The organism is Pseudomonas sp. S5F11, from assembly GCF_019641515.1.
In the GTDB taxonomy this organism is placed as follows: domain Bacteria; phylum Pseudomonadota; class Gammaproteobacteria; order Pseudomonadales; family Pseudomonadaceae; genus Aquipseudomonas; species Aquipseudomonas rhodesiae.
Window position 1 is genome coordinate 1,772,278 of the sequence record NZ_JAIFJZ010000001.1, and the last position, 25,736, is coordinate 1,798,013.

Annotated in this window: 25 protein-coding genes; 10 read left to right on the plus strand and 15 right to left on the minus strand. The window is 60.6% G+C overall.

Annotation, left to right across the window (positions count from 1 at the left end):
* Positions 1 to 26: 26 nt before the first annotated feature.
* Genes K1567_RS07800 through K1567_RS07820 form a run of 5 tightly spaced genes read right to left on the minus strand, consistent with a single transcriptional unit; the run spans position 27 to position 4,640 of the window.
* A complete protein-coding gene (locus K1567_RS07800) occupies positions 27 to 998 on the minus strand; it encodes an ABC transporter ATP-binding protein (protein WP_169867529.1) in 972 nt (323 codons plus the stop codon).
* Entirely contained in the window at positions 995 to 1,951 is a 957-nt protein-coding gene (locus tag K1567_RS07805) for an ABC transporter ATP-binding protein (RefSeq protein ID WP_169867528.1), read from the minus strand. Before K1567_RS07805 ends, K1567_RS07800 begins: the two co-directional genes overlap by 4 nt.
* A complete protein-coding gene (locus K1567_RS07810; RefSeq protein WP_169867527.1) occupies positions 1,948 to 2,805 on the minus strand; it encodes an ABC transporter permease in 858 nt (285 codons plus the stop codon). Before K1567_RS07810 ends, K1567_RS07805 begins: the two co-directional genes overlap by 4 nt.
* A complete protein-coding gene (locus K1567_RS07815) occupies positions 2,802 to 3,749 on the minus strand; it encodes an ABC transporter permease (RefSeq protein WP_034096523.1) in 948 nt (315 codons plus the stop codon). Before K1567_RS07815 ends, K1567_RS07810 begins: the two co-directional genes overlap by 4 nt.
* Before the next feature lie 3 nt (positions 3,750 to 3,752).
* On the minus strand, positions 3,753 to 4,640 hold the full coding sequence (locus tag K1567_RS07820) for a proline iminopeptidase-family hydrolase (protein ID WP_034096522.1): 888 nt from the start codon (positions 4,638 to 4,640) through the stop codon (positions 3,753 to 3,755).
* A gap of 183 nt (positions 4,641 to 4,823) precedes the next feature.
* Here K1567_RS07820 and K1567_RS07825 point away from each other — a divergent pair, with 183 nt between their 5' ends.
* Both K1567_RS07825 and K1567_RS07830 read left to right on the plus strand, forming a co-directional pair.
* Positions 4,824 to 5,588 carry a LuxR family transcriptional regulator gene (locus tag K1567_RS07825; RefSeq protein WP_034112490.1) on the plus strand — a complete coding sequence of 255 codons (765 nt, stop codon included), beginning with the start codon at positions 4,824 to 4,826 and terminating at the stop codon, positions 5,586 to 5,588.
* A 95-nt stretch (positions 5,589 to 5,683) separates the two neighbouring features.
* A complete protein-coding gene (locus K1567_RS07830) occupies positions 5,684 to 6,616 on the plus strand; it encodes a proline iminopeptidase-family hydrolase (RefSeq protein WP_034096520.1) in 933 nt (310 codons plus the stop codon).
* Positions 6,617 to 6,652: 36 nt separating this feature from the next.
* On the opposite strand, the gene K1567_RS07835 is transcribed toward K1567_RS07830, so the two are convergent.
* Entirely contained in the window at positions 6,653 to 8,155 is a 1,503-nt protein-coding gene (locus tag K1567_RS07835; RefSeq protein ID WP_034096519.1) for a nucleobase:cation symporter-2 family protein, read from the minus strand.
* A 159-nt stretch (positions 8,156 to 8,314) separates the two neighbouring features.
* Here K1567_RS07835 and K1567_RS07840 point away from each other — a divergent pair, with 159 nt between their 5' ends.
* Positions 8,315 to 9,148 carry a nucleoside-binding outer membrane protein gene (locus tag K1567_RS07840; protein WP_034096518.1) on the plus strand — a complete coding sequence of 278 codons (834 nt, stop codon included), beginning with the start codon at positions 8,315 to 8,317 and terminating at the stop codon, positions 9,146 to 9,148.
* Between the two features lie 560 nt (positions 9,149 to 9,708).
* Here the strand turns inward: K1567_RS07840 and punC are convergent.
* Positions 9,709 to 10,893: a purine nucleoside transporter PunC gene (gene punC, locus K1567_RS07845; RefSeq protein WP_034112488.1), complete on the minus strand. Its 1,185-nt coding sequence runs from the start codon at positions 10,891 to 10,893 to the stop codon at positions 9,709 to 9,711.
* Positions 10,894 to 11,015: 122 nt separating this feature from the next.
* On the opposite strand from punC, the gene punR reads away from it, so the two are divergent.
* Entirely contained in the window at positions 11,016 to 11,939 is a 924-nt protein-coding gene (punR, locus tag K1567_RS07850) for a DNA-binding transcriptional activator PunR (RefSeq protein WP_034096516.1), read from the plus strand.
* Here the strand turns inward: punR and K1567_RS07855 are convergent.
* Positions 11,911 to 13,089 carry an aspartate aminotransferase family protein gene (locus K1567_RS07855; RefSeq protein WP_220698327.1) on the minus strand — a complete coding sequence of 393 codons (1,179 nt, stop codon included), beginning with the start codon at positions 13,087 to 13,089 and terminating at the stop codon, positions 11,911 to 11,913. The genes punR and K1567_RS07855 overlap by 29 nt on opposite strands.
* Positions 13,090 to 13,191: 102 nt before the next feature.
* On the opposite strand from K1567_RS07855, the gene K1567_RS07860 reads away from it, so the two are divergent.
* Positions 13,192 to 14,097, plus strand: coding sequence for a LysR family transcriptional regulator (locus K1567_RS07860; protein ID WP_034112485.1), 906 nt, complete (start codon positions 13,192 to 13,194; stop codon positions 14,095 to 14,097).
* Here the strand turns inward: K1567_RS07860 and K1567_RS07865 are convergent.
* Positions 14,094 to 14,717 carry an HAD family phosphatase gene (locus K1567_RS07865; RefSeq protein ID WP_220698328.1) on the minus strand — a complete coding sequence of 208 codons (624 nt, stop codon included), beginning with the start codon at positions 14,715 to 14,717 and terminating at the stop codon, positions 14,094 to 14,096. The genes K1567_RS07860 and K1567_RS07865 overlap by 4 nt on opposite strands.
* Positions 14,718 to 14,925: 208 nt before the next feature.
* Positions 14,926 to 16,122 carry an enoyl-ACP reductase FabV gene (gene fabV, locus K1567_RS07870; protein WP_034096512.1) on the minus strand — a complete coding sequence of 399 codons (1,197 nt, stop codon included), beginning with the start codon at positions 16,120 to 16,122 and terminating at the stop codon, positions 14,926 to 14,928.
* Between the two features lie 307 nt (positions 16,123 to 16,429).
* Here fabV and K1567_RS07875 point away from each other — a divergent pair, with 307 nt between their 5' ends.
* The 4 genes from K1567_RS07875 (at position 16,430) to K1567_RS07890 (ending at position 19,588) form a co-directional block, all read left to right on the plus strand.
* Entirely contained in the window at positions 16,430 to 17,254 is an 825-nt protein-coding gene (locus tag K1567_RS07875; protein ID WP_099312539.1) for an aspartyl/asparaginyl beta-hydroxylase domain-containing protein, read from the plus strand.
* Positions 17,255 to 17,401: 147 nt separating this feature from the next.
* Positions 17,402 to 18,775 carry a nucleotide 5'-monophosphate nucleosidase PpnN gene (gene ppnN / locus K1567_RS07880; RefSeq protein WP_034096510.1) on the plus strand — a complete coding sequence of 458 codons (1,374 nt, stop codon included), beginning with the start codon at positions 17,402 to 17,404 and terminating at the stop codon, positions 18,773 to 18,775.
* A gap of 163 nt (positions 18,776 to 18,938) precedes the next feature.
* Positions 18,939 to 19,196 (plus strand): AbrB/MazE/SpoVT family DNA-binding domain-containing protein, encoded by a 258-nt coding sequence (locus tag K1567_RS07885; protein WP_034096509.1) that lies wholly within the window; start codon positions 18,939 to 18,941, stop codon positions 19,194 to 19,196.
* Positions 19,193 to 19,588, plus strand: coding sequence for a PIN domain-containing protein (locus tag K1567_RS07890; RefSeq protein ID WP_213549069.1), 396 nt, complete (start codon positions 19,193 to 19,195; stop codon positions 19,586 to 19,588). Before K1567_RS07885 ends, K1567_RS07890 begins: the two co-directional genes overlap by 4 nt.
* Positions 19,589 to 19,595: 7 nt before the next feature.
* On the opposite strand, the gene K1567_RS07895 is transcribed toward K1567_RS07890, so the two are convergent.
* The 4 genes from K1567_RS07895 to K1567_RS07910 form a co-directional block, all read right to left on the minus strand.
* A complete protein-coding gene (locus K1567_RS07895) occupies positions 19,596 to 19,925 on the minus strand; it encodes a YXWGXW repeat-containing protein (RefSeq protein ID WP_034096507.1) in 330 nt (109 codons plus the stop codon).
* 132 nt (positions 19,926 to 20,057) lie between these two features.
* Positions 20,058 to 20,951 (minus strand): DMT family transporter, encoded by an 894-nt coding sequence (locus tag K1567_RS07900; RefSeq protein WP_213549673.1) that lies wholly within the window; start codon positions 20,949 to 20,951, stop codon positions 20,058 to 20,060.
* Between the two features lie 23 nt (positions 20,952 to 20,974).
* Entirely contained in the window at positions 20,975 to 21,784 is an 810-nt protein-coding gene (locus tag K1567_RS07905) for a 2OG-Fe(II) oxygenase family protein (RefSeq protein WP_244192337.1), read from the minus strand.
* A 181-nt stretch (positions 21,785 to 21,965) separates the two neighbouring features.
* Positions 21,966 to 22,958 carry a hypothetical protein gene (locus K1567_RS07910; RefSeq protein ID WP_220698329.1) on the minus strand — a complete coding sequence of 331 codons (993 nt, stop codon included), beginning with the start codon at positions 22,956 to 22,958 and terminating at the stop codon, positions 21,966 to 21,968.
* Positions 22,959 to 23,080: 122 nt separating this feature from the next.
* Here K1567_RS07910 and K1567_RS07915 point away from each other — a divergent pair, with 122 nt between their 5' ends.
* The gene (locus tag K1567_RS07915) at positions 23,081 to 23,929 is read left to right on the plus strand and encodes a LysR family transcriptional regulator (protein ID WP_034096504.1); all 849 of its coding nucleotides are present in this window, start codon (positions 23,081 to 23,083) and stop codon (positions 23,927 to 23,929) included.
* 69 nt (positions 23,930 to 23,998) lie between these two features.
* Here the strand turns inward: K1567_RS07915 and mqo are convergent, their stop codons facing one another.
* A complete protein-coding gene (gene mqo, locus K1567_RS07920) occupies positions 23,999 to 25,645 on the minus strand; it encodes a malate dehydrogenase (quinone) (RefSeq protein WP_034112477.1) in 1,647 nt (548 codons plus the stop codon).
* Positions 25,646 to 25,736 lie beyond the last annotated feature (91 nt).

The following is a 25,736-nucleotide window of genomic DNA, read 5'->3' on the forward strand; positions in this document are numbered from 1 at the left end:
ACTCCTTGTTCATGAATGGCAGAGGGTTAAAGCAAAGGCGTTTCAAGCACGCAACTGTACCGATGCTCGTGCAGGTGATGGGTAGGCGGCAACGCCACGGAACACATTGCCCGCGCATGCCGGCAACGGGGGTGGAAGGCGCAGCCGGTCGGCAAATTCAGTGGGCTTGGCGGCTCGCCCGGCAGGGGTTCGGCCGGCAATGGCCGCTGCGGGTCGATCTCGGGAATCGCCTGGATCAACGCCGCCGTATACGGATGACGCGGCGCACTGAACACCGCTTCCACCGGCCCTTCTTCGACGATCTTGCCCAGATACATCACCGCCACGCGGTCGCACAGGCGCCGCACGATGGCCAGGTCATGGGCGATAAACAGGATCGCCAGGTTCATTCGCTGTTGCAGTTCCAGCAGCAGGTTGATGATCTGGCCTTGGATCGACACATCCAGCGCCGCCACGCATTCATCGGCGACGATCAAACGCGGCTCCACCGCCAGCGCGCGGGCGATGCCGACCCGTTGGCATTGACCGCCGCTGAGAGCACCGGGTTTGCGCGTAGCCAGTTCAGGTCGCAGGCCCACCAGGTCGAGCAGTTCATTGACCCGCGCCGGAATCTGCGACGCGGCGACCTTGCGCTGCACCCGCAACACTTCGGCCAGGGTCTCGCCAATGCTGTGCCGTGGATTGAGCGCGGCGTACGGGTCTTGGAAGATCATTGCGGTTTCATGGCGCAGGCGCGTGATGTCGACGGCGCTGGCGTGGGCCATGTCGACACCATCGAACAGCACCTGCCCGGCGCTGATGGGGTTGAGGTGCAGAATCGCCCGGCCCAGGGTGCTCTTGCCGCTGCCCGACTCGCCCACCAGGCCCAGGGTTTCGCCGGCAGCCAGGTTCAGCGAAACACCGTTCACCGCCCTCACCCACTGCTTGTTCAGCCCGAACACGCCGCTGCCGGACGCCGCGAAGCGGACTTCCAGGTCCTTGATCTGCAACAGGCTCATGGGCGGTCTCCCAAGGGGTAGTGGCACGCCACCCGCGCGCCATGGGGCAACTGTTCGGTGCATAACGCGCCCACTTGCGGGCACCGCGGGCTGAAGCGGCACCCGGCGGGCAATGCGTCGAGCAACGGCGGCTGGCCGGGGATGGTACGCAGCAAGGCGTGGCCACTGCTGTGGGCCGGCTGGCAGTCGATCAGGCCGGCGGTGTACGGATGCTGTGGATGCGCCAGCACCTCGTACTTGCTGGCGTGCTCGCACAAACGCCCGGCATACATCACTGCGATGGAGTCGCAGGTTTGCGCCACCACGCCGAGGTCGTGGGTGATCATGATGATCGACAGGCCGCGCCGGTCGCGCAGGTCCAGCAACAGACGCAGAATCTGCGCCTGCACGGTCACGTCCAGGGCAGTGGTCGGTTCGTCGGCGATCAGCACCTTGGGGTTGCAGCCCAGTGCCACGGCGATCATCGCGCGCTGGCGCATGCCGCCGGAGAATTCGTGGGGGTAGTTGTCGACGCGGGCCTGCGGGTCGGGAATGCCGACCTGCCGCAGCACCTCTACGGCCTGACGACGCGCGTCCTTTTTCGACGCGCCCTGATGCAACCGAATGCCCTCGGCGATCTGCTCACCGATGCGCATCAATGGGTCCAGGTGGCTGCTGGGGTTCTGGAAAATCATGCCCAACTGCCCGCCGCGCACCGCGCGCATGTCGGCCTCGCCCATGGCCAGCAGGTCCTGACCGGCCAGGCGCACCGCGCCGCCCTGCACACGCAGGTTGAGCGATGGCAACAGGCGGATCAGGCCGCGACAGGCCATGGTCTTGCCCGAACCGCTTTCGCCCACCAGGCCGAGAATCTCGCCTTCGGCCAGGTCGAACGAGACACGGTCCACCAGGGTCACGTCATGCCCGGCGTTGTTGGCGATCACGCTCAGGTCGCGTACCTGCAACAGGCTCATGAGCGGTCCCCCAGGATCTGCGCCACACCGTCGGCCAGCAGGCTGAAGCCCATGGCAAGGGTCACGATGGCCAGGCCGGGAAAAGTGCAGATCCACCACGCCGTGGTGATAAACGCCTGGCCTTCGGCAACCATAGTGCCCCACTCGGCTGTCGGCGGTTGCACCCCCAGGCCCAGGTAGCTCACGGCTGCGCCATTGAGCAGCACCAGCACCGCGTCGGACATGGAAAACACAATCGAGCCGAACATCGCATTGGGCAGCAGGTGCCGAAACAGGATGCGCCCGTGGCCAAAGCCCAGGCTCTTGGCGGCCAAGGCGAAGTCGCTTTCCTTAAGCACCAGGATCTGCGAGCGGATCAACCGCGCGTAAGACACCCAACCCACCAGCGCCATGGCGATATAGAAGCTCTTCAGGCCCGGACCGAGGATCGCCATGATCGCCAGCATCAACACCAGGAACGGGAACGCCAGAATCACATCGATCACGCGCATGCACACGCTGTCAAAACGCCCGCCGATATAGCCCGAGACCGCACCGATAAACGTACCGATGAGAAACGGGAAGATCACTCCGACCACCGCCAATTGCAGATCAATACGCGCGCCCCAGATCACACGCGAAAGAATGTCTCGACCGTAGTTATCCGTGCCAAATGGATGGGCCAGACTGGGCGCCAACAGGCTTAGATCGGTGTTCTGCGCAATCGGATCGTACGGCGCGATCCACGGCGCAAAAAGCGCCAAGCCAAGCCACACGCCTAAAACCAGCAGGCCCCACGCGGCCGTCAACCGGCCATTGCGCAAACCGAATCGTAGCCGCAGGCGCCACGGGGCAATCAGGGGGCGGCTACTCATTGCATTTTTACCCGTGGGTCGAGGGCGACGGTTACCAGGTCGGCGACGAAATTGACCAGCACGGTAGCGCACGCCAGCACCATTGCCACGCCCTGCACCACCATGTAATCGCGGGTAAAGATGCCGCGCACCAGCAACTGGCCGATGCCGGGAATGGCGAACAGGCTTTCGATGACCACCGTGCCGCTGATCAGCCAGCCAATATTGACCGCCAGCAAGTTGACCGCCGGTACTAGGGAGTTGGGCAACACATGCCGACGAAACACTGCCGCCTCCGACAGCCCACGCGCCCGGGCGGCGGTGACGTGGTCGGCCTGCAGCTCCATCAACATGCTCGCACGCAGGTTGCGCACCAGCACTGCCGACAACGCCAGGGCGATGGTCAAGCACGGCAACACCATGTGGTGCGCCTTGTCCAGCCAGGTACGGCCGTAGCCGGAGACCGGGAACAGCCCCCATTGCACGCTGAGCAGTAGGATCAGCATCAAGCCCAGCCAGAACGCCGGCATGCCCAGGCCGACTGTGGTGAAGACACGAATCAGATTATCCGCCCAGCCGCCCTTATGCCGCGCGGCCACGCTGGCCAGCGGCAGCGCGATCAGCAGCGCCAGCAATACGCTGCCGAGCACCAGCATCAGGGTCGGTTCGATCCGGGTCACGATCAGTTTCAGCGCATCGACCTTGTATAACAGCGACTGGCCGAGATCGCCCTTGAGCAGGTTCTTCAGGAAGTAGAAATATTGCAGCCACAGCGGCTGGTCGAGGCCGTACTGGGCGCGGATTTTCAACAGCGCATCGGGTGTGCTGCGCGAACCCAGCAGCGCCCGCGCCGGATCGCCGGGAATCGAGCGCACCAGCACGAACGTGATCACGCTGATGCCAAACAGCACCGGCAGCAGTTGCAGCGGCCGGTACAGCACGAAACGGTAACGCGCCAGGTTCATCCGTCAGCCTCGATGGCGAGCGAGAAAGTCCAACAGCACCGGGAAGTATGCCTGGGGTTCTTCGTAGAACGGCATATGGCTACTGTTGGGGAAGACATGCAATTCGGCGTGCCGGGCCGCCATTTTCATGCGCATGGCGCAGGCCGGCGTGAGTTCGTCGTGCTGCCCGGTGGTGATCAGCATGGGCATCGTGAAGTCGGCCATTTCAGGGATGCGGTTCCAATCCTTGAGGTTGCCGACGTAGAGAAACTCGTTGGGGCCCTGCATGGTTTCATAAGGCCCCATATTCCAGTCGCCGAGGGAGCGCTTGACCGGCTCGGGCCATTCGTCCAGACGGCACACATGGCGATAGTTGAGCAAGGTGATCGCGGCCTGATACTGCGGGTGGTCGAGGGTGCCCATGGCTTCGTGGCGTTGCATCATGGCCACGGTTTCGCTGCCCAGGGCACCGCGCAGGCGCTCCAGTTCCTGGGACAGGTGCGGGATATCGCCGACGGTGTTTTCCAGGATCAGGCTTTTGAGCGCGTCGGGATAATGAATGGCGTATTCGATGCCCAGCCAGCCGCCCCAGGAATGGCCAAGCAGATGCACGCGGCCCAGGCCCAGGGCCTGGCGCACGGTTTCGACTTCTTCGACATAACGGCGGATTTCCCACAGGGAAACATCGGTCGGTCTGGCTGATGCCCCCGTGCCGAGCTGGTCGAATGCGACCACTCGCAGGTTATGCTCCTTGAGCCAGCCATGGGCGTCGCGCAAGTAGTCACACGGCAGGCCGGGGCCGCCATTGAGGCACAACAGCACCTCATCGCCCTGGCCAAAGCTGTAGACAACGAGGTTATGGCCATCGACTTGCACGTTGTACCGCTGGTCGGGGGCAATTTCACGCCACATGCATACATTCCTTGTGTTGTATCGGCCTGGCAGGTAGCGGCCGTTTATCAGGCCAACACTACCGAGGATGCCGTGCGTCCATAACCTAGTATTTCTTATAGGTTTGGCCTGGCAGTCCTTCGCCGGGGCGTGGCATTCTACTTGGCGCAAGTCGAGATTCAAATGAAAACGGGAGCAGAACGGATGCTGACCAAGCTAACTGCATTCAACGACCGTCTGATGCCGGGCAGGAGCCTGGATGAACAGATGGACAACACTTTCATCCTCGCCCGGCAACTGGGCTTCGACGCCTTGGTGTATGACTACACACCGGTGCCGATGGACCAAAACGGCGCGTTGATCACCCCTTCGGTGCTGGAACTGCGCAACACCCCGCAGGACTGGCACGCCTTATGGTGCAGCGAAGGCTTCTATCAGATCGATCCAGTGCAGCACCTGGCGCTGAGCACAGTGTCGCCGTTTGTGTGGTCCTACGACGTCAAAGCCGATACCCCGCTTAAAAAGGTCATGGACCCCTGCCATGCGCCAGTGTCTTCCTACCTGCACGACCAGCAACTGACCTGCGGGGTCAGTGTGCCGATCCATTTGCCCCGAGGCGGTTTTGCCTCACTGACCGGCCTGCGCGTCGGCAAGACCCGCACGGTGCTGCAGGATGCGCAACACACCCTGGCGGATTTCAGCTTGATCACCCATGCCTTGCAGGAAGCGGCCTACCCGCTGTTCGGCAAAGAACTGCGCAGCTACCCGCATATCCGCCTGACCAAACGCGAACGCGAGTGCCTCAAATGGGCCGCCGAAGGCCTGACCGCGGCGGAAATCGCCACCCAGTTGAGCCGTTCACTGGCCGTGGTGACCCTGCACCTGGCCTCGGCGATGCACAAACTGGGGGCCAAGAATCGTGTACAGGCCGTGGTGCGCGCTACCCATTACCGCCTGCTGGAAGACTGATCCACCGATAAAACCTAGCTGTTTTGCTAGTTACCTAAATGTGCGCGGCGGCTTATCGTGACCCTGATCCTTTTTTTCAAAGAGCAGGGTACGAAATGGAATTCATCGAAAAAATCCGCGAAGGGTATGCGGCGTTCGGCGCCTACCAGACCTGGTACCGCGTCACCGGCGACCTGAACAGCGGCCGCACGCCGCTGGTGATCATCCACGGTGGCCCCGGCTGCACCCATGACTACGTCGACGCCTTCAAGGACGTCGCGGCCAGTGGGCATGCCGTGATCCATTACGATCAACTCGGCAACGGCCGCTCCACCCATTTGCCCGATAAAGATCCGTCCTTCTGGACGGTCGAACTGTTCCTCGCCGAGCTGAACAACCTGCTGGACCACCTGCAGATCAGCGATAACTACGCGATCCTGGGTCAGTCCTGGGGCGGCATGCTTGGCAGCGAACACGCGATCCTGCAGCCGAAGGGCTTGCGCGCGTTTATCCCGGCCAACTCGCCGACCTGCATGCGTACCTGGGTCAGCGAAGCCAATCGCCTGCGCAAACTGCTGCCTGAAGGCGTGCACGAAACCCTGCTTAAACACGAAGCCGCAGGCACCTACCAAGACCCGGAATACCTCGCCGCGTCGCGGATCTTCTATGACCAGCATGTGTGCCGGGTCAACCCATGGCCGGAAGAAGTGGCCCGCACCTTTGCCCAGGTCGATTCGGACCCTACGGTGTACCACGCCATGAGCGGCCCCACCGAGTTCCACGTCATCGGCAGCCTGAAGGATTGGAAATCGATTGGCCGTTTGTCGAAGATCAACGTACCAACCCTGGTGATCTCCGGCCGCCACGACGAGGCCACACCGCTGGTGGTCAAGCCGTTCCTGGATGAGATCGCCGATGTGCGCTGGGCGCTGTTTGAGGACTCCAGCCACATGCCCCATGTGGAAGAACGCCAAGCGTGCATGGGGACTGTGGTGAAGTTTTTGGATGAGGCGTGCGCAGTACCGCACGCAACACTCAAGGCAGGTTGAGTTGAGTGTGGGAGCAAGCGGGCTTGCTCCCCCCCTTCACACCTCGGAAGTCTCAGGCTTTGATGGCTGCCTTGCCGGTTCAGCCATCAGCGGAATCTCTTTGCCCTCGGCATCAAACAGCTTGCCGCCCCTGAAGTAATCCCCATCCCGCAGCGCCGCCACATCGTGGAAGCACAGGCTGCGTTCTGTCCCCGCGACAAACACCGACTGCTGGTCCGAGTTGCCGGCGGTGAAATGGTTGAACGCCAGGTTCAGCAGGATCGCCATGATCGCCGACGAACTGATGCCGGAATGGAAAATGGTCGCGAACCAGCTGGGGAAGTGATCGTAGAAGCTCGGTGCGGCGATGGGGATCATGCCGAAGCCAATGGAAGTGGCGACGATGATCAGGTTCATGTTGTTGCGGTAATCCACCTTGGACAAGGTGCGAATCCCACTGGCTGCCACCGTGCCAAACAGCACGATCCCGGCTCCTCCCAGCACCGACGTCGGCACCGCAGCAATCACCCGCCCCATAAACGGCAGCAATCCGAGAATCACCAGGAATAGCCCGCCGGTGGCCACTACGAAGCGGCTTTTCACCCCGGTGACCGCCACCAGGCCGACGTTTTGGGCAAAAGCGCTTTGGGTAAACGAACCGAAAATCGGCGCGAACATGCTCGACAGCATATCGGCGCGCAGGCCGTTGCCCAGGCGTTTGGAATCGACCTTGGTGTCGATGATTTCACCCACGGCCAGGATGTCCGCCGAGGTTTCCACCAGGGTCACCATTACCACGATGCACATGGAAATAATCGCGGCGATGTGAAAAGTCGGCATGCCGAAATGGAACGGCGTGGGGAAGCCGAACATCGGCCCTTGGGCGACGCCCGAGAAGTCGGCCATGCCCAGCAACACCGCGATCAGCGTGCCGATCACCATCGCCAGCAGGATCGATAAACGCGAGATAGTGGCGCTGCCGATTTTGCTCAGCAGCAACACCAGCACCAGGGTCAACGCCGCCAGACCGATATTGGACATGCTGCCGAAATCCGCCGCGCGGCTGTTGCCACCCATGGCCCAGCGCGCCGCGACGGGCATCAGGGTCAGGCCGATGGTGGTGATGACAATACCGGTGACCAATGGCGGAAAGAACTTGGTAATCCGCGAGAACACCGGCGTGATCAGCAGCCCGATCAAGGACGCGGCCATCACCGCCCCCAGGATCGCCGGTATACCGCCCGCTCCGTCACTGCCAACGATCGCCACCATGGTGGCCACACCGGCGAACGACACGCCTTGCACCAGTGGCAACTGACAACCGAAAAATGGCAGGCCAAGGGTTTGCAGCAGAGTCGCCAAGCCACCGGCAAACAACGACGCAGCGATCAGCAGGCCGATATCCGCCGGCGATAAGCCGGCCGCCTGGCCGACGATCAACGGGACGGCGACGATGCCGCCGTACATGGTGAGTACATGCTGCAGGCCGTAAGCCATATTGGCCGCGACGCCGAGATTCTCATCTTCTGGCCGCTGCGGTGACGCCTTCGGGGTAGTCATGGTGAGGGGTTCTCTGTTTTTGTTGTGGGGCCACTGTATGCAATCCTATGACTGTATGTCCATAGAGTTGTATACAATCATTCAGACAAGATACCCTCCGCCGGCGTTACAAAAACCATTCGGCCGTGATGAGCCGCAACGCCAAAGGACACAAAAACAATGAAAAAGGCATTACAGGGCGCTACCGTCGCACTCACTCTGCTGGGCGGCGGGGAGGCTGTCGCGATGGAGTGGATGAACAACAGCGTAGGATTTCGCTACGGCCAGCAGTTCACCAACCCGAACAACCCCGATGAATTCAGCAAGCGTATCTACAGCTTCACCCACGCCAGCGGCTACCGGTACGGCAGCAACTTCCTCAACCTGGATGTGTTTCTGTCCGACAGCCGCGACCCGCGCAAGGGCACCGATCACGGCGGCAGCGAGGTGTACGCGGTGTACCGGCACCAGCTCTATGCGTCGCGGGTATTCGACAGGCCGCTGGGCACGGGTGCGATCAAGGATTACGCCCTGACCCTGGGCTTCGACGCTAACCGAAATAACAACTTCGCCTCCGCGAAGAAACGCGCGCTGGTGATCGGCCCGACCGTGAAATTCAATACTGTCGGCGTATTGGACTTGAGCCTGCTGTATTACAAGGAGCGCAACCACACTGGCATTCCCGGCGCCCAGGAATCCGACCACACCTTCGACGACACCTACATGCTTAACCTGACGTGGATGCGCCCGTTCGAGATCGCCAACCATGGGGCGAAATTCCAAGGGTTCATCAATTACGTCGGGGCTAAAGGCGAGGACTACCACGGCCGCGACACCGCCGCCGAAGCGCTGATGCGCACCGCGTTGATGGTGGCCGTGCGACCGGGCAAGAGCGTCAAACCGAACCTGTACCTGGGCGTGGGTTACGAGTACTGGCATAACAAATTCGGCGTGGACGGCGGCCGCGGCAGCCGCACCTCCACGCCGACCGTGAATATGGAAATCACCTTTTAATCACGGGTGCTGCTGTGAGTCGGACACACCGCATTCGCAGCCATTAGGGCCGCTGCGCAGCCCAGCGCAGGGCAAGCCTGCTCACCACTGGGAAGCAGCAACCCCGCAAATTGTGGTGAGCGGGCTTGCCCCGCGCTGGGGCGCGAAGCAGCCCTGTCTCCAGACACTGCGGTGTGCCAGGCATAAACAGTTTGCAGACTTTGGGGCAGCCGCTGTGCAGGGGTGTTCATTCAGTTCAGCCCTATCATCACCACAGGGGAAGCAGCCCCCCCGCAAGTTGTGGTGAGCGGGCTTGCCCCGCGCTGGGGCGCGAAGCGGCCCTGTCTCCAGACACTGCGGTGTGCCAGGCATAAACAGTTTGCAGGCTGTGGGGCAGCCGCTGCGCAGGATCCTCTTTCAGTTCAGCTCTATCATCACCACAGGGAAGCAGCACCCCCGCAAGTTGTGGTGAGCGGGCTTGCCCCGCGCTGGGGCGCGAAGCGGCCCTGTCTCCAGACACTGCGGTGTGCCAGGCATAAACAGTTTGCAGGCTGTGGGGCAGCCGCTACGCAAGTGTTCTTTCAATTCAGCTCTGTCATCAGCTCGGCGCGATTGGCCTTCGGTCGGGCCAGCCAATATCCCAACACCGCCAGCGGCGCGGTCGCCAGCATCACGATCACGGTGATCAATAGCGGATGTTCGAGCATCGATGACACCAGCAGGCTGCTCACAAAGCACAAGCCCAGTTGCAGGGTGTTTTGCAGCGCTGCGGCCTTGCCGGAGTTTTCCGCAAAGGGCATCAGCGCATTCGCCACCACGATGGGGTAACTGGCACCGTTGCACAGCGCCATCAGGCAGAACGGAATCAGTAAGGCGGTCAGGGTCGGCACGGTCAACGTGGCAACCAGGTACAGCGCGCCCATGCTCACGCAGTAGGCCAGCAACAACCACGGCAGCAACGTTTTGCCCGGCAGATGCTGCAAGGCGCTGCGACAGCTGTAGCCGCCGATCAGGAACGCCAAGGTCGGCAGTACATAACTCAAACCGATATCGTTAGGGCTGTAGCCCATGCCGCCGAGGATAAAGGGAGAGGCCGTCAGCCAGGCGAAGAAACTGGCCGAGCACGCGGCAAAGATCATCACATTGCCGCTGAACACCCGCGATTTGAGCAACTGCCCATACCCCAAACGTGCCGACGCCTGTGTCAGCCGTTTCGGCACGCTGCGCAGGAACAAGGTGGGCAACAGCAGCACCAGCGACACACCCAACAGCACGCCGAAGATTGCCTGCCAGCCCAGATGATTCAATACCACGGCTCCCAACAACGGCGCCAAAGCCGGCGATAGCGACATCAACGGCATGATGCTGGCAAATACGCGATGAGCCTTATCGGCCGGGTAGCGATCGATCACCAGTGCCTGCCAACTCACGGCGGCGGAACACACCCCAACCGCTTGGATAAAGCGCAGGGCCAGCAGTTGCGCAGCGCTGTCGACCCAGAACATCCCGACGCAGCCCAGCACAAACAAGCTCAGGCCCGCGAGTAGGATCGGCTTGCGTCCTAGCCGGTCGGACAGCGGCCCCCAAATTAACTGCCCTAGCGCAAAACCGGCTAGAAATACGCTCAAGCTCGCGCCAACCGCGCTCGCGCTGATCTGCAAGTGCTCGCCCATGGCGCCGAACGCCGGCAAGTACATGTCCATGGCGAGATAACCGAGCATGCTCAGGCCCGCTAGATACCCGGTGAAACCAAACGAATTTTTCATTGAAGCCTTGCTGACATTGCCATCAAACTATTTGCTGACTAGCGCCCATTATGAAGCTGATAAATTATGTGTGAAGCGATAATAATTGGGCACTCTTATCAATATTTTTGAAGGCAATAGCCATGTGGTCCGAATATTCTCTGGACGTAGTAGACGCAGTGGCTCGCCATGGCAGTTTCAGCGCCGCCGCTCAGGAATTGCACCGGGTACCGTCAGCCATCAGCTATACGGTGCGTCAGTTGGAAGAATGGCTGGCGGTGCCGTTGTTCGTGCGACGTCACCGTGACGTGGAACTGACCCCCGCCGGCCGCCTGTTTATCGACGAAGCCCGGGGGGTGATGAAGAAAATGCTCGGCACGCGGCGCTTGTGCCAGCAGGTGGCCAATGGCTGGAGCGGCCAGTTGAAGGTGGCAGTGGACTCCATCGTCAAGCCCCAACGCTGCCGGCAACTGGTGCTGGATTTCTATCGACAGTTCCCTGAGGTGGAATTGCTGTTGGAATACGAGGTGTACAACGGCGTATGGGATGCCCTGGCCGACGAGCGCACCGACATTGTGATCGGCGCCACCAGCGCGGTGCCGGTGGCCAGCCACTTTACCTTCCGCGACATGGGCCTGTTGAACTGGCTGTGCGTAGTCAGCGCAGAACACCCGCTGGCGAGGGCCGAAGGCTTGCTCAACGACGACCAGCTGCGTCCCTTCGCTTCGCTGTGCATGACCGATACGTCGCGCAACCTGCCCAAGCGCGATACCTGGACCCTGGACAATCAACGACGCCTGGTCGTGCCCAACTGGGCGTCCGCCATCGATTGCCTGCGCGACGGCCTGTGTGTCGGCATGGCGCCGGCACATCAAGTGACGCCGTGGATCGAACGCGGCGAGCTGGTAGCGCTGCGACTCACCCGCCCCTTCCCCGCCAGCCCGTCCTGCGTGGCCTGGGCGCAGAACAAGCTGTCCCCGGCCATGGCGTGGTTACTGGAATACCTGGGTGACACCGAAACCCTCAACCAAGAATGGCTCAATGGCCCTGATCCAATAACCGGCTAATCGCCCGCACAATCATCTCGACTTCCTTGCCGTCCAGGGTCAGCGGCGGCAGCAGGCGGATGATCTTGCCCCGCGTCACATTGATCAGCAGCCCATGTTCCTGGGCGGCGCGCTGGGCCAGGTCGCGATACGGGTTGGCCAGTTCGATGCCGATCATCAAGCCCTGCCCGCGAATCGCCAGCACCTGGGGGTGTTCCGCCAGCTCCACGCGCAGCCGCGCCAGCAAGCGTTCGCCCTGTTGCGCGGCGTTGTGCAGCAAGCCCTGCTCTTCGATGATGTCCATCACCGTGCAGCCCGCCCGGCAAGCCAGCGGGTTACCGCCAAACGTGCTGCCATGACTGCCCGGCGTGAACAAGCGCGCCACACCGGCCCGCGCCAGGCAAGCTCCGATCGGCACGCCATTGCCAAGGCCCTTGGCCAAGGTCATCACGTCCGGCACGATACCTTCATGCTGGAACGCGAACCACGCACCGGTGCGACCGATGCCGGTCTGGATCTCATCGAGCATCATCAGCCAACCGTGGGCGGTGCAATGATCGCGCAGGCCACGCAAATAGCCGGGCGGCGCGGGCAGTACGCCACTTTCGCCCTGGATCGGCTCCAGCAACACAGCCGCGATACGTGCGCCGTGGGTGCGGGTGATCGCCTCAATGGCGGCCAAGTCACCGAACCGGACCTTGAGAAAATTCCCCGGCAAGCGCTGAAACCCAAGGCGTACCGACGGCCCGTCACTGGCCGCCATGGTGCCCAGGGTGCGCCCGTGGAAAGCGTTCTCCATCACCACGATCAACGGCTCTTCGATATCCTTTTTCCAGCCGTGCAAGCGCGCCAGTTTGAGCGCGGTTTCGTTGGCTTCGGCACCGGAATTGTTGAAGAACGCGCAATCCAGGCCGGACAGCTGCGCAAGACGCTGGGCCAGCCGTTGTTGCCAGTCGATGCTGTAGAGGTTGGAGGTGTGCAACAACAGACCGGCCTGCTCGCTGATGGCCGCCACCAGACGCGGGTGGGAATGCCCGATATTGGTCACCGCCACACCCGCCACCGCATCGAGGTACTCGCGACCCTGCTGGTCCCACAGACGCGTGCCCAGGCCACGGGCGAAGCTCAGGGCCAAGGGTTGGTAGGTGGTCATCAGGCAGGCGGCGGTCATGGTGCGGGCTCCAAGTCATCAGGTTGATGGTCTCAGTATCGTTAGCCACCTGAGCTGGATAAACTGCGCATTTGTGCAATGACTTTAAATCAGGACTTGATAATGGATCTGTTCCAGGCAATGTCGGTGTACGTAAAAGTGGTGGAGACCGGCAGCATGACAGCGGCGGCCCACGCCTGCGGCATGTCGACCACGATGGTCGGCAACCACCTGCGAGCCCTGGAACAGCGCCTGGGAGTCAGCCTGCTCAAGCGCACCACGCGCAAGCAGAGCCTTACGGAGTTCGGCGGCCAGTATTACCAACGCTGTCTGGAGGTGCTGGGGCTGGTGGCCGACTCCGAACAACTGGCCGAACAGGCCCACAGCGACGTGCCTAGAGGCACCTTGCGCATCACCGCCCCACCCGCCTTCGGCACCGAGCGCCTGGCGCCGGCGTTGAGCGAATTCTCCCAACGTTATCCGCAGATCAAGCTCTATGTGGTGCTCAGCAACCAGCGCATGGACCTGGTCGACAGTGGCTTCGACGTGGCGATCCGCCTGGGCGAGTTGGAACCGTCGAGCCTGATCGCCCGGCCCATGCAGGACTACACCATCACCCTCTGCGCTTCACCGAGCTATCTGGCGCGACGCGGCACGCCGACCAAGCCCGAAGACCTGCAACTCCACGACTGCCTGGCATTCGCCTATCCGTCCACCGACGACTGGCGCAACGCCGACAAGCTCTGGCGCATGACGGGAGCGGACGGCGAAGTGGAAATCCCGGTGTCGGGATCGTTGACCATCAATAGCTCACAAGCCCTGCGCCAAGCGGCGGTGCAAGGCATGGGCATCGTGATGCTGCCCGATGCGCTGGTCCAGCCCGATCTGCACAGCGGCAACCTTGTGGCGTTGCTGACCGACTATCAATTGCCCAGCCGTCCCATGCATGTGCTGTACGGCCAGGATCGTTATCGCCTGCCCAAGTTGCGAGCGTTTGTCGATTTTGTGATGGAGAAATGGGCGCGCTAAAAGCCCACGCCCAATTCACGCAACCGTGCCGATGTCTGCTCGGCCGATACATGATGAATGCCCTGCCAACCCAAAGCGCTGGCGGCTTCGGCGTTGTCGGCCACGTCATCGATGAACACCACTTCGCTCGGCTGGATATCGGCCAGATGGGCACGCACCTGCGCGAGGCTGGCGTGGTAGATCGCCGGGTCGGGCTTGATCAGTTTCACTTCGCCAGACACGACGATGTCACGCAAGCACTGCAGGAACGGGTAGTGTTTACTAGCATAGGGGAAGGTTTCGGCAGACCAGTTGGTGAGCCCGAACAAGGGCATGTTTGCGGTGTGCAAGGCCTGGAGAATCGCCACGCCTTCAGGCAATGGGCCGCGCAGCATTTCGTGCCAGCGGTCGTAATAGGCCGTGATCAGGTATCTATGCTGGGGGTGTTGATCGATCAGGATTTGCGTGGCTTCGGCCAGCGGCCGCCCCGCATCTTGTTCGGTATTCCAGGCCTGGGTGCAGATGTTATCCAGAAACCACTGCCGTTCTTGATCGTCGGCAATCAGTTTGCGGTAGAGGTGATGCGGGCTCCAATCGAAGAGAACACCGCCGAAATCAAAAACTACTGCACGAATCGTCATCAGATCCTCCGTTGGCTTGGCTTGATAGCGGGAGGAGTCTGGCAGATTTGAAGGGAGGGAACGGCGCGCTGAAGCGTAAGAAACCTCTGAAACGCACACAAATCAAAGTGGGAGGGGACTTGCCCCCGACGGCGGTAGCTCAGCTACAGCTGAGCTGTCTGACGCGACGCCATCGGGGCAAGCCCCCTCCAACATTTTTAACCGCGCTTTAGGCTTGGATCAGACCGTTGATCTTCACCGTCGGGTTCACGTCAGCCTCGTAGTCCACACCCTCGACTTCAAAGCCGAACAAGCGCAGGAACTCCGCCTTGTAGCCGGCAAAATCGCTGATCTCGTCGACGTTTTCATCGGTCACTTGGTTCCACAGCGCCGCCACGGCGTCCTGGACTTTCGGCTCCAGCTCAGCCAGGTCGGCACGCAGGCGGCCGTCGGTGTCGAGCTTCGGTGCCTTGCCGTACAGGCTGTCCTTGAACAGGCCGTAGACCTGCTCGATGCAACCTTCGTGGGTGCCCTGCTCTTTCATCACTTTAAACAGCAACGACAGGTACAGCGGCATGATCGGAATCGCGGAGCTGGCCTGGGTGACCACCGCCTTGAGTACCGACACGCGGGCGTCGCCTTTCAATGCCGCGAGGTTTTCACGCAGGGTCAGGACTTTCTTGTCCAGGTCTTTCTTGGCTTCGCCGATGGAGCCGTTCCAGTAGATGTCCTGGGTCAGCTTTTCGCCGAGGTAGGTGAACGCGGTGGTCTTGGCGCCTTCGGCCAGTACATCCGCGTCACGCAGGGCGTCGATCCACAGTTGCCAGTCTTCGCCACCCATGACCTTCACGGTGCCGTCGATTTCTTCCTGGGTCGCCGGCTCCAGGGTGGTGTCGACCACTACGCCCTTGTCGGTGTTGATACCACGCAGGGTCACGGCCTTGCCGATCGGCTTGAGCGTGGAGTTGTAGACTTCACCGGTCTTCGGGTCGGTACGGCGTGGCGCGGCCAGGCTGTAGACCACCAGGTCGATCTTGCCCAGGTCTTTCTTGATGGTGTCGATGGTCAGGCGCTTGATCTCGTCGGAGAACGCGTCGCCGTTGATGCTCTTGGCGTACAGGCCTTTTTCGACGGCAAACTTCTCGAACGCGGCGCTGTTGTACCAGCCGGCGGAACTCAGCTTGCCTTCTTCGCCTTCTTTCTCAAAAAACACGCCCAGGGTATCGGCGCCGCAGCCAAACGCGGCACTGATGCGCGCGGCCAGGCCGTAGCCGGTGGAGGCACCGAGAACCAGCACCTTCTTCGGGCCGCCTTCGATGGTTCCGTGTTGAGTCACGTAGTCGATCTGCTCTTTGACGTTCGCCTCACAGCCAACAGGGTGGGCGGTCACACAGATGAAGCCACGAACCCGCGGTTTGATGATCATAAAATTTCTGCCTCTTCCAAGGTGCCGAAGGCCAGTGGTAGCCATTCAACTTCAATCGTACCGGTCTATGACGTCCAAAAAACCGAAGCGTCACGATAGTCGCAAATCTTGCGTTTACAAAATCCAATGCACGGGACCCTGCGGGGTTAAAAACTGTGTAAAGCCTTCACAATTTCGCACTATTTAAAATGCCGACGGGGCGGCAAACGCCTTATGATGACGCAAATGTTTCAACATGTTTCAAAACCACCACTCGCGGCCACGGATACGGACCTGTCGAATGGCGTCCTGCTGGAGCTTGAGTGTCATGAATAAGGCTGCGTTGCGTAAAAAAGCGGTGTCTGTTGCCTGGGTTATCGGCGTGTTGCTGTTTATGGGAGTGTTTCCCATGACCACCGTGGTTTTTCTAAGCCTGGTGCTGGTCTGCGGGATCTACGATTTCCTGCGCAACGGCTTGTATGACGCGCCCACCGTCAAAAAGTATTTTATCGGCAGCGGCCGCAACACTTGGTTGCTGGCGCCGTTCAACACCCTGTTCGACCTGTTGAGTTCGCGCAATCGCCATGTGTATACGATGCGTGACTTGCCGCCTGCCTGGCGCGAGGAGCTGCAACAGGTGATCGACGATGCCATGGCCCACAAGGATGAAATCATCGGCTATCTGGATGAGCGCATGGCCGAGAAGAAACGCGGCATGTTGTTTTTCCAATGGTACGGTCGGCCGATCGAAACCACGCTGAACATCCCGCAACTGCGGCAAAAGCTGCCGTTCGTAAAAACCATCGGCGTGTCGGTATTCAACGAGAACCGCTCCACGTCTTTTCACTTCGGCCCGCTGCGCATGATGTTCCGCGTGCTCTACAACATGGCACCGGCGCCCCATCACGATGGGGTGTATATCCAGGTGGGCGAGCACAAGCACTACTGGCATGACGATCCGCTGTTTATCTTCGATGACACCCTGATGCACGCGTCCTTCAACAAAAACGACGCCAAGCGCTACTGCCTGTTTATCGACATTGTGCGGCCGACCCCGCTGCCGGCGGTGCTTAACGCCGTGATCGCCGGGTTTGCCGCCATGGTCTTTACCCTGCGTCGGGTTTTCTACAAAAACTGGAAGCTGATCGAGTAAGTTCTGCGGCATGATGGTGCTGGACGGTGTTTGCGCTCGGCCGTGTGGCTGAGGTAAAAACCGTCTCGTGCGACCGTGATCGGCGCCCACCTTTCTCAAGCCATCGCCCCCAAGGGGATGCGGTGGCTGCGCTTTCAAGGAATCAGAATGCCCCAACGTCAAGTCATCAATGCCTCCGTCAGCCCCAAGGGCAGCCTCGAAACCCTCTCCCAACGCGAAGTCCAGCAACTGAGCGAAGCCGGTACCGGCAGCATCTACACCCTGTTCCGCCAATGCGCCCTGGCGATCCTCAATACCGGCGCGCATATCGATAACGCCAAGACCATCCTCGACGCCTACAAAGACTTTGAAGTGCGCATCCACCAGCAGGACCGTGGCGTGCGCTTGGAATTGCTCAATGCCCCGGCCGACGCCTTCGTCGATGGCGAAATGATCGCCAGCACCCGCGAGATGCTGTTCAGCGCCCTGCGCGATATCGTCTATACCGAGAACGAGCTGGACAGCCAGCGCATCGACCTGAGCAACTCCCAGGGCATCACCGACTATGTGTTCCATCTGCTGCGCAACGCACGCACGCTGCGTCCGGGCGTGGAACCGAAGATCGTGGTGTGCTGGGGCGGTCACTCGATCAATACCGAAGAATACAAATACACCAAGAAAGTCGGGCACGAACTCGGCCTGCGCAGCCTGGACGTGTGCACCGGTTGTGGCCCAGGCGTGATGAAAGGCCCGATGAAGGGCGCGACCATTTCCCACGCCAAGCAGCGCATCACCGGCGGGCGTTACCTGGGCCTGACCGAGCCGGGCATCATCGCCGCCGAAGCGCCGAACCCGATCGTCAATGAACTGGTGATCCTGCCGGACATCGAAAAACGCCTGGAAGCCTTCGTGCGCGTGGGCCACGGCATCATCATCTTCCCAGGCGGCGCCGGCACCGCTGAAGAATTTCTGTACCTGCTGGGCATCCTGATGCACCCGGATAACCGCGATGTGCCGTTCCCGGTGATCCTCACCGGGCCACAACAGGCCGCGCCGTATCTGCAACAACTGCACGCGTTCGTCGGCGCCACCCTTGGCGAAGCGGCGCAGGCGCACTACCAAATCATCATCGACGACCCGGCCGAAGTGGCCCGCCAGATGAACGCCGGCCTCAAGGAGGTGAAGCAGTTCCGCCGCGAGCGCAACGACGCCTTCCACTTCAACTGGCTGCTGAAGATCGACGAAGGCTTCCAGCGCCCGTTCGATCCGACCCACGAGAACATGGCTAGCCTGCAACTGAGTCACGCCCTGCCGCCTCACGAACTGGCGGCGAACCTGCGTCGCGCGTTCTCCGGGATCGTGGCGGGCAACGTGAAGGACAAGGGCATCCGCCTGATCGAAGAAAATGGGCCGTACGAGATCCATGGCGATCCGGCGATCATGAAACCGCTGGATGAACTGTTGAAGGCATTCGTGGCCCAGCACCGCATGAAACTGCCCGGCGGCGCCGCGTATGTGCCGTGTTATCGCGTGGTGCAGTAAGCGCGTTCATAGTTTGTATTGCTTTGGCGCCGGATCGGGCGTGCGAGCGTTAAAAGTTCGGACTAGGTTTTGACCTACCCCACTTTTAACTTGAGCCGAACACGCTATGGACCAACGGACCTTGTCCTCCATCATTCCTTACCTTAGGGTAAGGAATACCCCGATGGAGCTCTTTGCTATGGCCACCGCCACCCTCACCTCTAAAGGACAAATCACGATCCCCGTGCAAGTCCGTACCGCCCTTGGCCTGGAAACCGGCGACCGCGTGGAATTCGTCGAGATGGAAGACGGCCGGTTTTCAATCGTTGCAGCGAGTAAAACCGTTCGCGATCTGAAGGGACTGATCCCAATGCCAGCCAAAGCGGTCTCGCTCGATGACATGAACCAGGCTATCGCTGCGCAGGGAGCTAAAGCTCGATGATCGGGCTGGATACCAATGTCTTGGTGCGCTACATCACCCAGGACCACCCGGTTCAGTCCGCTCAGGCATCCGAATTGATCGAATCCCTCACTACAGTGTCTCCAGGGTTTGTCAGCCTGGTGTCGGTTGTGGAATTGGTGTGGGTCCTGCAGAGCTGCTACGCCTGCGCCAAGCGAGACGTGGTCAGCGTGCTGGAAACCCTGCTGCGCACCCGCGAGTTGACCCTGGAACATGCCGAAGTCATCTGGCAGGCGCTACGCAAGTTCGGCGCCGGCAAAGCCGATTTCGCCGACTGCCTGATCGAGCGGTGCGCCCATGGGGCCGGCTGTGAATACACCGCGACCTTTGACGCTAATGCCGCCAAGGCAGCCGGCATGAAGCGCCTGGGCTGAGCCGGGCTCAACGCACCCAGCCACCAATCTGCCAGTGAAAGCCATCACTGCGCTGCACCCAATGCGGATGCACATAGCGATAGCCTTCGCGCACTGGCTCCCAGTGGCCATGGACCGCCACGTAGCGACCGCCCTCCCAACGCCAATAACCGCGAGACCAGATATAGCCATAACGTGCTGGCGGTTCGACTTCGACCACTTGCACCGGCGGCGGCTGCGGCGCCACCACCTCGACATATTCCCGTTGCACCGGTCGGCGCTCATGCACCACACGCTCTTGCACACACCCGGACGCAGCCACGACCACCGCCGCCAATGCCGCATAACGTAGCAACATACAAACCCCTCGGGCGTAAGCGCCCAACACCTGCCGCTGTCAAAAATCCCCCCGTTGCCGCAGCCATGCTCCTGCGTGGCCATGGACAATTTGTAACAGGCGATATCTGTCGGCTTGCTGAAGCTGAGGGCATCACGATGTGCAGGCGACGGTCGGTCGCTTGAGTCGAACCAGAATCAGACCGGCGACAACCACCGCAATGCCGGCATAAGTGGAGACGAGAATCGCATCGCCAAACATCAACGCCGCCCACACCAAGGTCACTGGCGGCTCAAGGTAAACCAGCACTGCCACATGGGTCGCGGTCATGAACCGCAGCAGCATCCAAAGACTCAAGTAGGCAATGAAGGTCGAGAACACCGTCAGCCAGACAATCGAGATCAGTACCTCAGGCTCACGGGGAATGCTCAGGGTGTCGGTATACAACACCGCAGCGGTAAACCCGATCAGCGTCAATAGCGATTGGATAAACAGCGGCAAGACCAGGCCCGTGCTGTGTTGTTGCGCCGAACGGCGCTCATACAGGGTTGCCAGGGTCAGCCCCAACGCCGACACCAGCGGCAACAGATACATGACCAGGCCGACACTTTGCCCGCTGCTGCCGTATTGCCCCGAGATGACGATCGACACGCCGACAAACCCGATCAGCAACCCCAACCACTGCCATCCACCACTGCGCTCCCCAGCGTTCCCCGTTGACAGCGCCGCCGTCATCAACGGCTGCAAGGCCGCGATAATCGCCGCGATCCCCGGCGGCAACCCGTTCTGGATCGCGACGTAAACGCAACTTAAGTAGAGGAATTGCGAGAGAAACCCGATCACCGCGTGATGGCGTATCTGCGCCCAGGAAACCTTGAGCAACCGCACATTCAAAAACATGCCCAGGCACAGCGAGACCAACAGAAATCGCCAGAACAGCAGGTTGAATGCACCGGCACTCTGCGCGCCCAATTTGGCGCCGATAAAGCCCGAACTCCAGGACAGGACAAACACCGCCTGCAGGAGCAGCAGCTTCACATAACCCATGCGAGGCGTGCCGCGAGTGGCGCTCACGGCGCCACACTCAACGGATCGAGATCGGCGAAGGTGATCGGCTCGATGCCCAGCCGCTGGTACTGCTCGTGGGCCGGCCGTACCAGGTCGTGTTGTAAACGGAACCACGGCCGGATCGTCCGCAAGACCCCATCGTCCGAAGCCAGGTGCCAGAACTTGTTCACATCCTCCTGGCTATAAGGGCAATGAAACGAAAGCACCAACGACATACGACGACCGCGCGTAAGCGGACGCACTCCATGGAACACACGACTGCCGTATATATACACCGCATCACCACTGGATTTAACCGAGCAACTGCGCACACGCTGATCCAGCTCCTCGACATCGAACTGTTCAGCGGTGCCATCGAAGTAGACGAACTCGCCGCCGTCATACTCGTCGGACTCAGACAGCAGAATATTCAACACGAAACTGGTGCCGTCGGTGTGCCACATGCCGATCTGTGCCTTGTCGTGGTGTGCCTGAGGCGGATAGAAATAGTTGACCTGGGAACGCGCCCGCGGGAACGGATGGGGCACCAACGGAACCCCGGCAATGCGCGATACCGCCAGCAGAAAGGCCCGACTGTTCATCATCTCGCGTATCAGTGTGGACGACTCGGTGACGCCGCGGGTGCGGTTCGAAATGATCCAGTCACTGGTGCTGGAACCCGCCTCCAACTGATAACAGGCACGCCGCAGTTGGAGGATGCCCTGCTCGCTGAACAGCCCCGATACCTGGGCCAAGGCCGTCAATTGTTGAGGCGTGGAAACCGCCAAGGGCGACTCCACATAACCCAAGTCCGCAAGGGTGCGGCTCCCCATGAGATTGGGCCCATCCGTTCGCAAATAGCTGTCACGCCAAGGTTGCAACGTATCGAGCAATGCGCCCGGATGTTTACAACGGGATGTGGGGGCCAATGACGCCTGCAAGGCTGATCTGACGCGCGCGAAGCCTTGGGCGAATACCGGTAGCTCACTTTGTCTTTTCATGGTGATGCCTCACTCAATTGACGGCCGCGTGATCCGCGCAATATTCCGACAGCTGAAACAGCACGCTGCCGTCACCGCTGCAGTACTCGCCGATGACGCGGCAACCGCCGTAGTCCTGGCGTACGCGGGTAAATTGTTCGCGGGTGTACTTCAAACAGACATTGGTCAACAGGTAGCCCTGTGCCGAGCCTTTGCTGACGGGCAACAAGGTGGCGGCAACGCGGTAGCGATCCACCCCGTGCTCGATTTCTAAAACAACCACTTCGTGCTCGCCGGTTTTCTGGAAGCCGAGCTTCATGCCGATCAGGTCGGAGAATCGATACATACAGTCGTGCCGGTAAAAGCGCTGGATGTGTTCGTCGCCCTGGGCAGTGGACAGTTGCATCTCCGAAAGCACGTAGGTTCGCGCGCCACCAATACGCCGTAGGATCTGTCCGATGGTGTCGGGCAGTTCATTGCCTTCCTGAAACCCCAGCATGGTGATCAGCGTCACATCCTGCCCGCAGTCGATGTGACGCCTGTACAGCGAGCGAAAATCCGTCGACAAGTAGCGAAACCCTTGCGGCGCTGCGAGCAATGGCTCGACCGATCGGCGCATGACCCCGTGTGATGCCTGGTTGATATCAACGGCGGTGTAATGCAACGGCTCAGCGCCGTTCTCCAGCAGGTGTCGCATCAGCGCGCAGGTTTTGATCGGCTCAGGGCCCAACTCCACATAGTGCAAGCGGTCTTGACCGACCAGCTCCACAAGGTCATCCGCCACCGCGCGCAACAGTTGACCCAATGCGCCTTGGCCACAGGGTGCGGCGCACAGATCCACGCGGTCGACGCCCTCCTGATTCAGCGAGGTCATCAGGTGCAGGATTTCTTCGCTGACCAACCGGTCCCATTCCGATAAATCAGCGCCTGTGGCCGCGTATTTAGCGGCATTTTCAACCGTCCATATCGGGCTTTCAAAGCCGTGGTTGTTCTTCAACGACGACATCACCAGCTCATTGATATCCATAAGCGCTCCCTTTCTTATTGTTCTCAGGCACGCCGGCGTACCTGCTTGACCCAAAGCCTAGGGAGCGAGCATGATTTTGTATATTTGAATAATCTGCACAACTGATCCTTAAAAGAAGAATCATGAGCAAACAATTGAATGTCGACCTGTTGCGCACCTTTCATGCGGTGGCCCGCTTTCGGCGCTTCAATGAAGCCGCCCAACATGTGCACCGCAGCGCCTCGACGGTCACCACGCAGATCCAGAAGCTCGAAGCGTTGATCGGTCAGCGTTTGTTTATCCGCAGCAATCAGGGCGTGGAGCTGACGATGTATGGCAAGAAGCTGCTCAGCGAAACCACTGACTTTCTAAAGAGCCATGACCGACTCCTCGCTTCCCTGACCCCACAACGCATGCAGGGGAAAATCCGCCTGGGCTTGCCGGACTCCTACGCACCGGCCTTTATGCGGGACTTCCTGCCGCAACTGATCGCCGACAATCCGCTGCTCGAACTGGAAGTCGAAGCCCGATCCAGTGGTGAATTGTTCACCATGTTCAGCCGTGAGCAGATCGATCTGGCGTTGATTGTCAGCGCCCAGCCGTTGGAACAAGGGGAGCTGTTGGGGTCGATACAACCGGTGTGGGTGGTTTCCGAAGATTTCACAACACCCGAACAGGCGCCGCTGCCGATCGCCGTGCAATTGAACGGTTGCCCCTACCGCGCCTCCGCCATGCGGGTGCTCAAGGACAACGGCACCTACTACCGGGTGCTACTGGAAAGCGCCAGCTCCACGGCAGTGGAGGCGGCCATCAGTTGTGGCCTGGCCGTGGGCATGATCGAAGAAAGTCGCATCACCGCCGGGCTGACTAAAAACATTCCAGGGGTGCAACTGCCCGAACTGCCACGCCACCATCTCTACTTGCTGTCCGATAGCGCGAACTACTTGGCGCTCGATCTGCATGAGCAGTTGAAACAGGGCTTCACCCTCTGACAGATGCCCACAAAAAAGCCCGCTGACCGTTACCGGTTCAGCGGGCTTTGTTGTGTCTTACAGCATTTTTTACAGAGCCAGGTCAGACGCCGGCTTGCTTGGCTGGGCCGCAGGCTTGGCAGCCTCGGTAGCCGTTGGTGCCGACCGCTGTGGGATTGCAGGCGGTGGTGTCAGTTGCAGGACACCGGCGGTGTAGGCCCATTCCTTGGCAACCGCTTCCGGGCTGTCGTTCAGCTTGGTGCCATAGCTCGGCACGATCTGGTGCAGTTTTTCCTGCCAGGCCGGGGTGGCGACCTTGTCCTTGAACACTTTCTGCAGCACGGTCAGCATGATCGGAGCCGCGGTGGACGCGCCTGGCGATGCACCCAACAGGCCGGCGATGGTGTTGTCGGCGGAGCTGACCACTTCGGTGCCGAGTTTCAGGACGCCGCCCTGCTCTTCGTCACGCTTGATGATCTGCACGCGCTGACCGGCCTGCCACAGACGCCAGTCGGATTGCTTGGCGTTCGGGAAGTACTCTTGCAGCGCCTTGAAACGGTCGTCATCGGACAGCATCAGTTGGCCGGCGAGGTACTCGACCAGTGGGTATTCACGAATACCGACTTTGGTCATTGGCCAGATGTTGTGGGTGGTGGTGCTGGTCAGCAGGTCCAGGTACGAACCTTCCTTCAGGAACTTGGTGGAGAAGGTCGCAAATGGGCCAAACAGGATCACGCGTTTGCCATCCAGCACACGGGTGTCCAGGTGCGGCACCGACATCGGCGGCGCGCCGACCGAAGCTTTACCGTAGGCTTTAGCCAGGTGCTGCTCGGCGATGGTCGGGTTCTCGGTCACCAGGAACGAGCCACCCACCGGGAAACCTGCGTATTCCTTGGCTTCAGGAATGCCGGACTTTTGCAGCAGGTGCAGTGCACCGCCGCCAGCGCCAATGAACACGAACTTGGCGTCGGTTTCAGTCTTGGTGCCGTCTTTCAGGTTTTTGTAGCTGACGCGCCACGAACCGTCATCGTTCTTGGTGATGTCCTGCACTTCGCTGGACAGCTTCAGATCGAACTTCGGAGTGGTTTGCAGGTGCGCGACGAACTGGCGGGTGATTTCGCCGAAGTTCACGTCGGTGCCAATCGGGGTCCAAGTGGCCGCGATTTTCTGGTTCGGGTCACGCCCTTCCATCATCAGCGGCACCCATTTGGCGATCTGCGCCGGGTCTTCGGAGTACTGCATACCGGCGAACAGCGGGCTGGCCTGCAGGGCTTCGTAGCGTTTTTTCAGGAATTTGATGTTGTCATCGCCCCACACGAAGCTCATGTGCGGTGTGGAGTTGATGAACGAACGTGGGTTCTTCAGCACGCCCTGCTGGACCTGCCAGGACCAGAACTGACGGGAGATCTGGAACGCTTCGTTGATCTCGACCGCTTTCGGGATCTCAACGTTGCCGTTCTTGTCTTCTGGGGTGTAGTTCAGCTCAGCCAGAGCCGAGTGACCAGTACCGGCGTTGTTCCAGCCGTTGGAGCTTTCCTCGGCGACGCCGTCGAGACGCTCGACCATCTCCATCGACCAATCCGGCTCCAGCTCGTTGAGCCATACGCCGAGGGTCGCGCTCATGATGCCGCCGCCGATCAGCAGCACATCGACTTTCTTAGGCTCTTGCGCTTGCGCGGTCGTGATCCCCATCGACAACGCCAGCCCCAGCAGGGCAGTGTTAACTTTCTTAAACATCAGTAGCACCTATGATAAAACGCCATCCGCCCCGCAGCCCCTGCGCCTGGGCACGCCGCTATCGCGCTGCGCCAGGCAACGCACCGCGAGG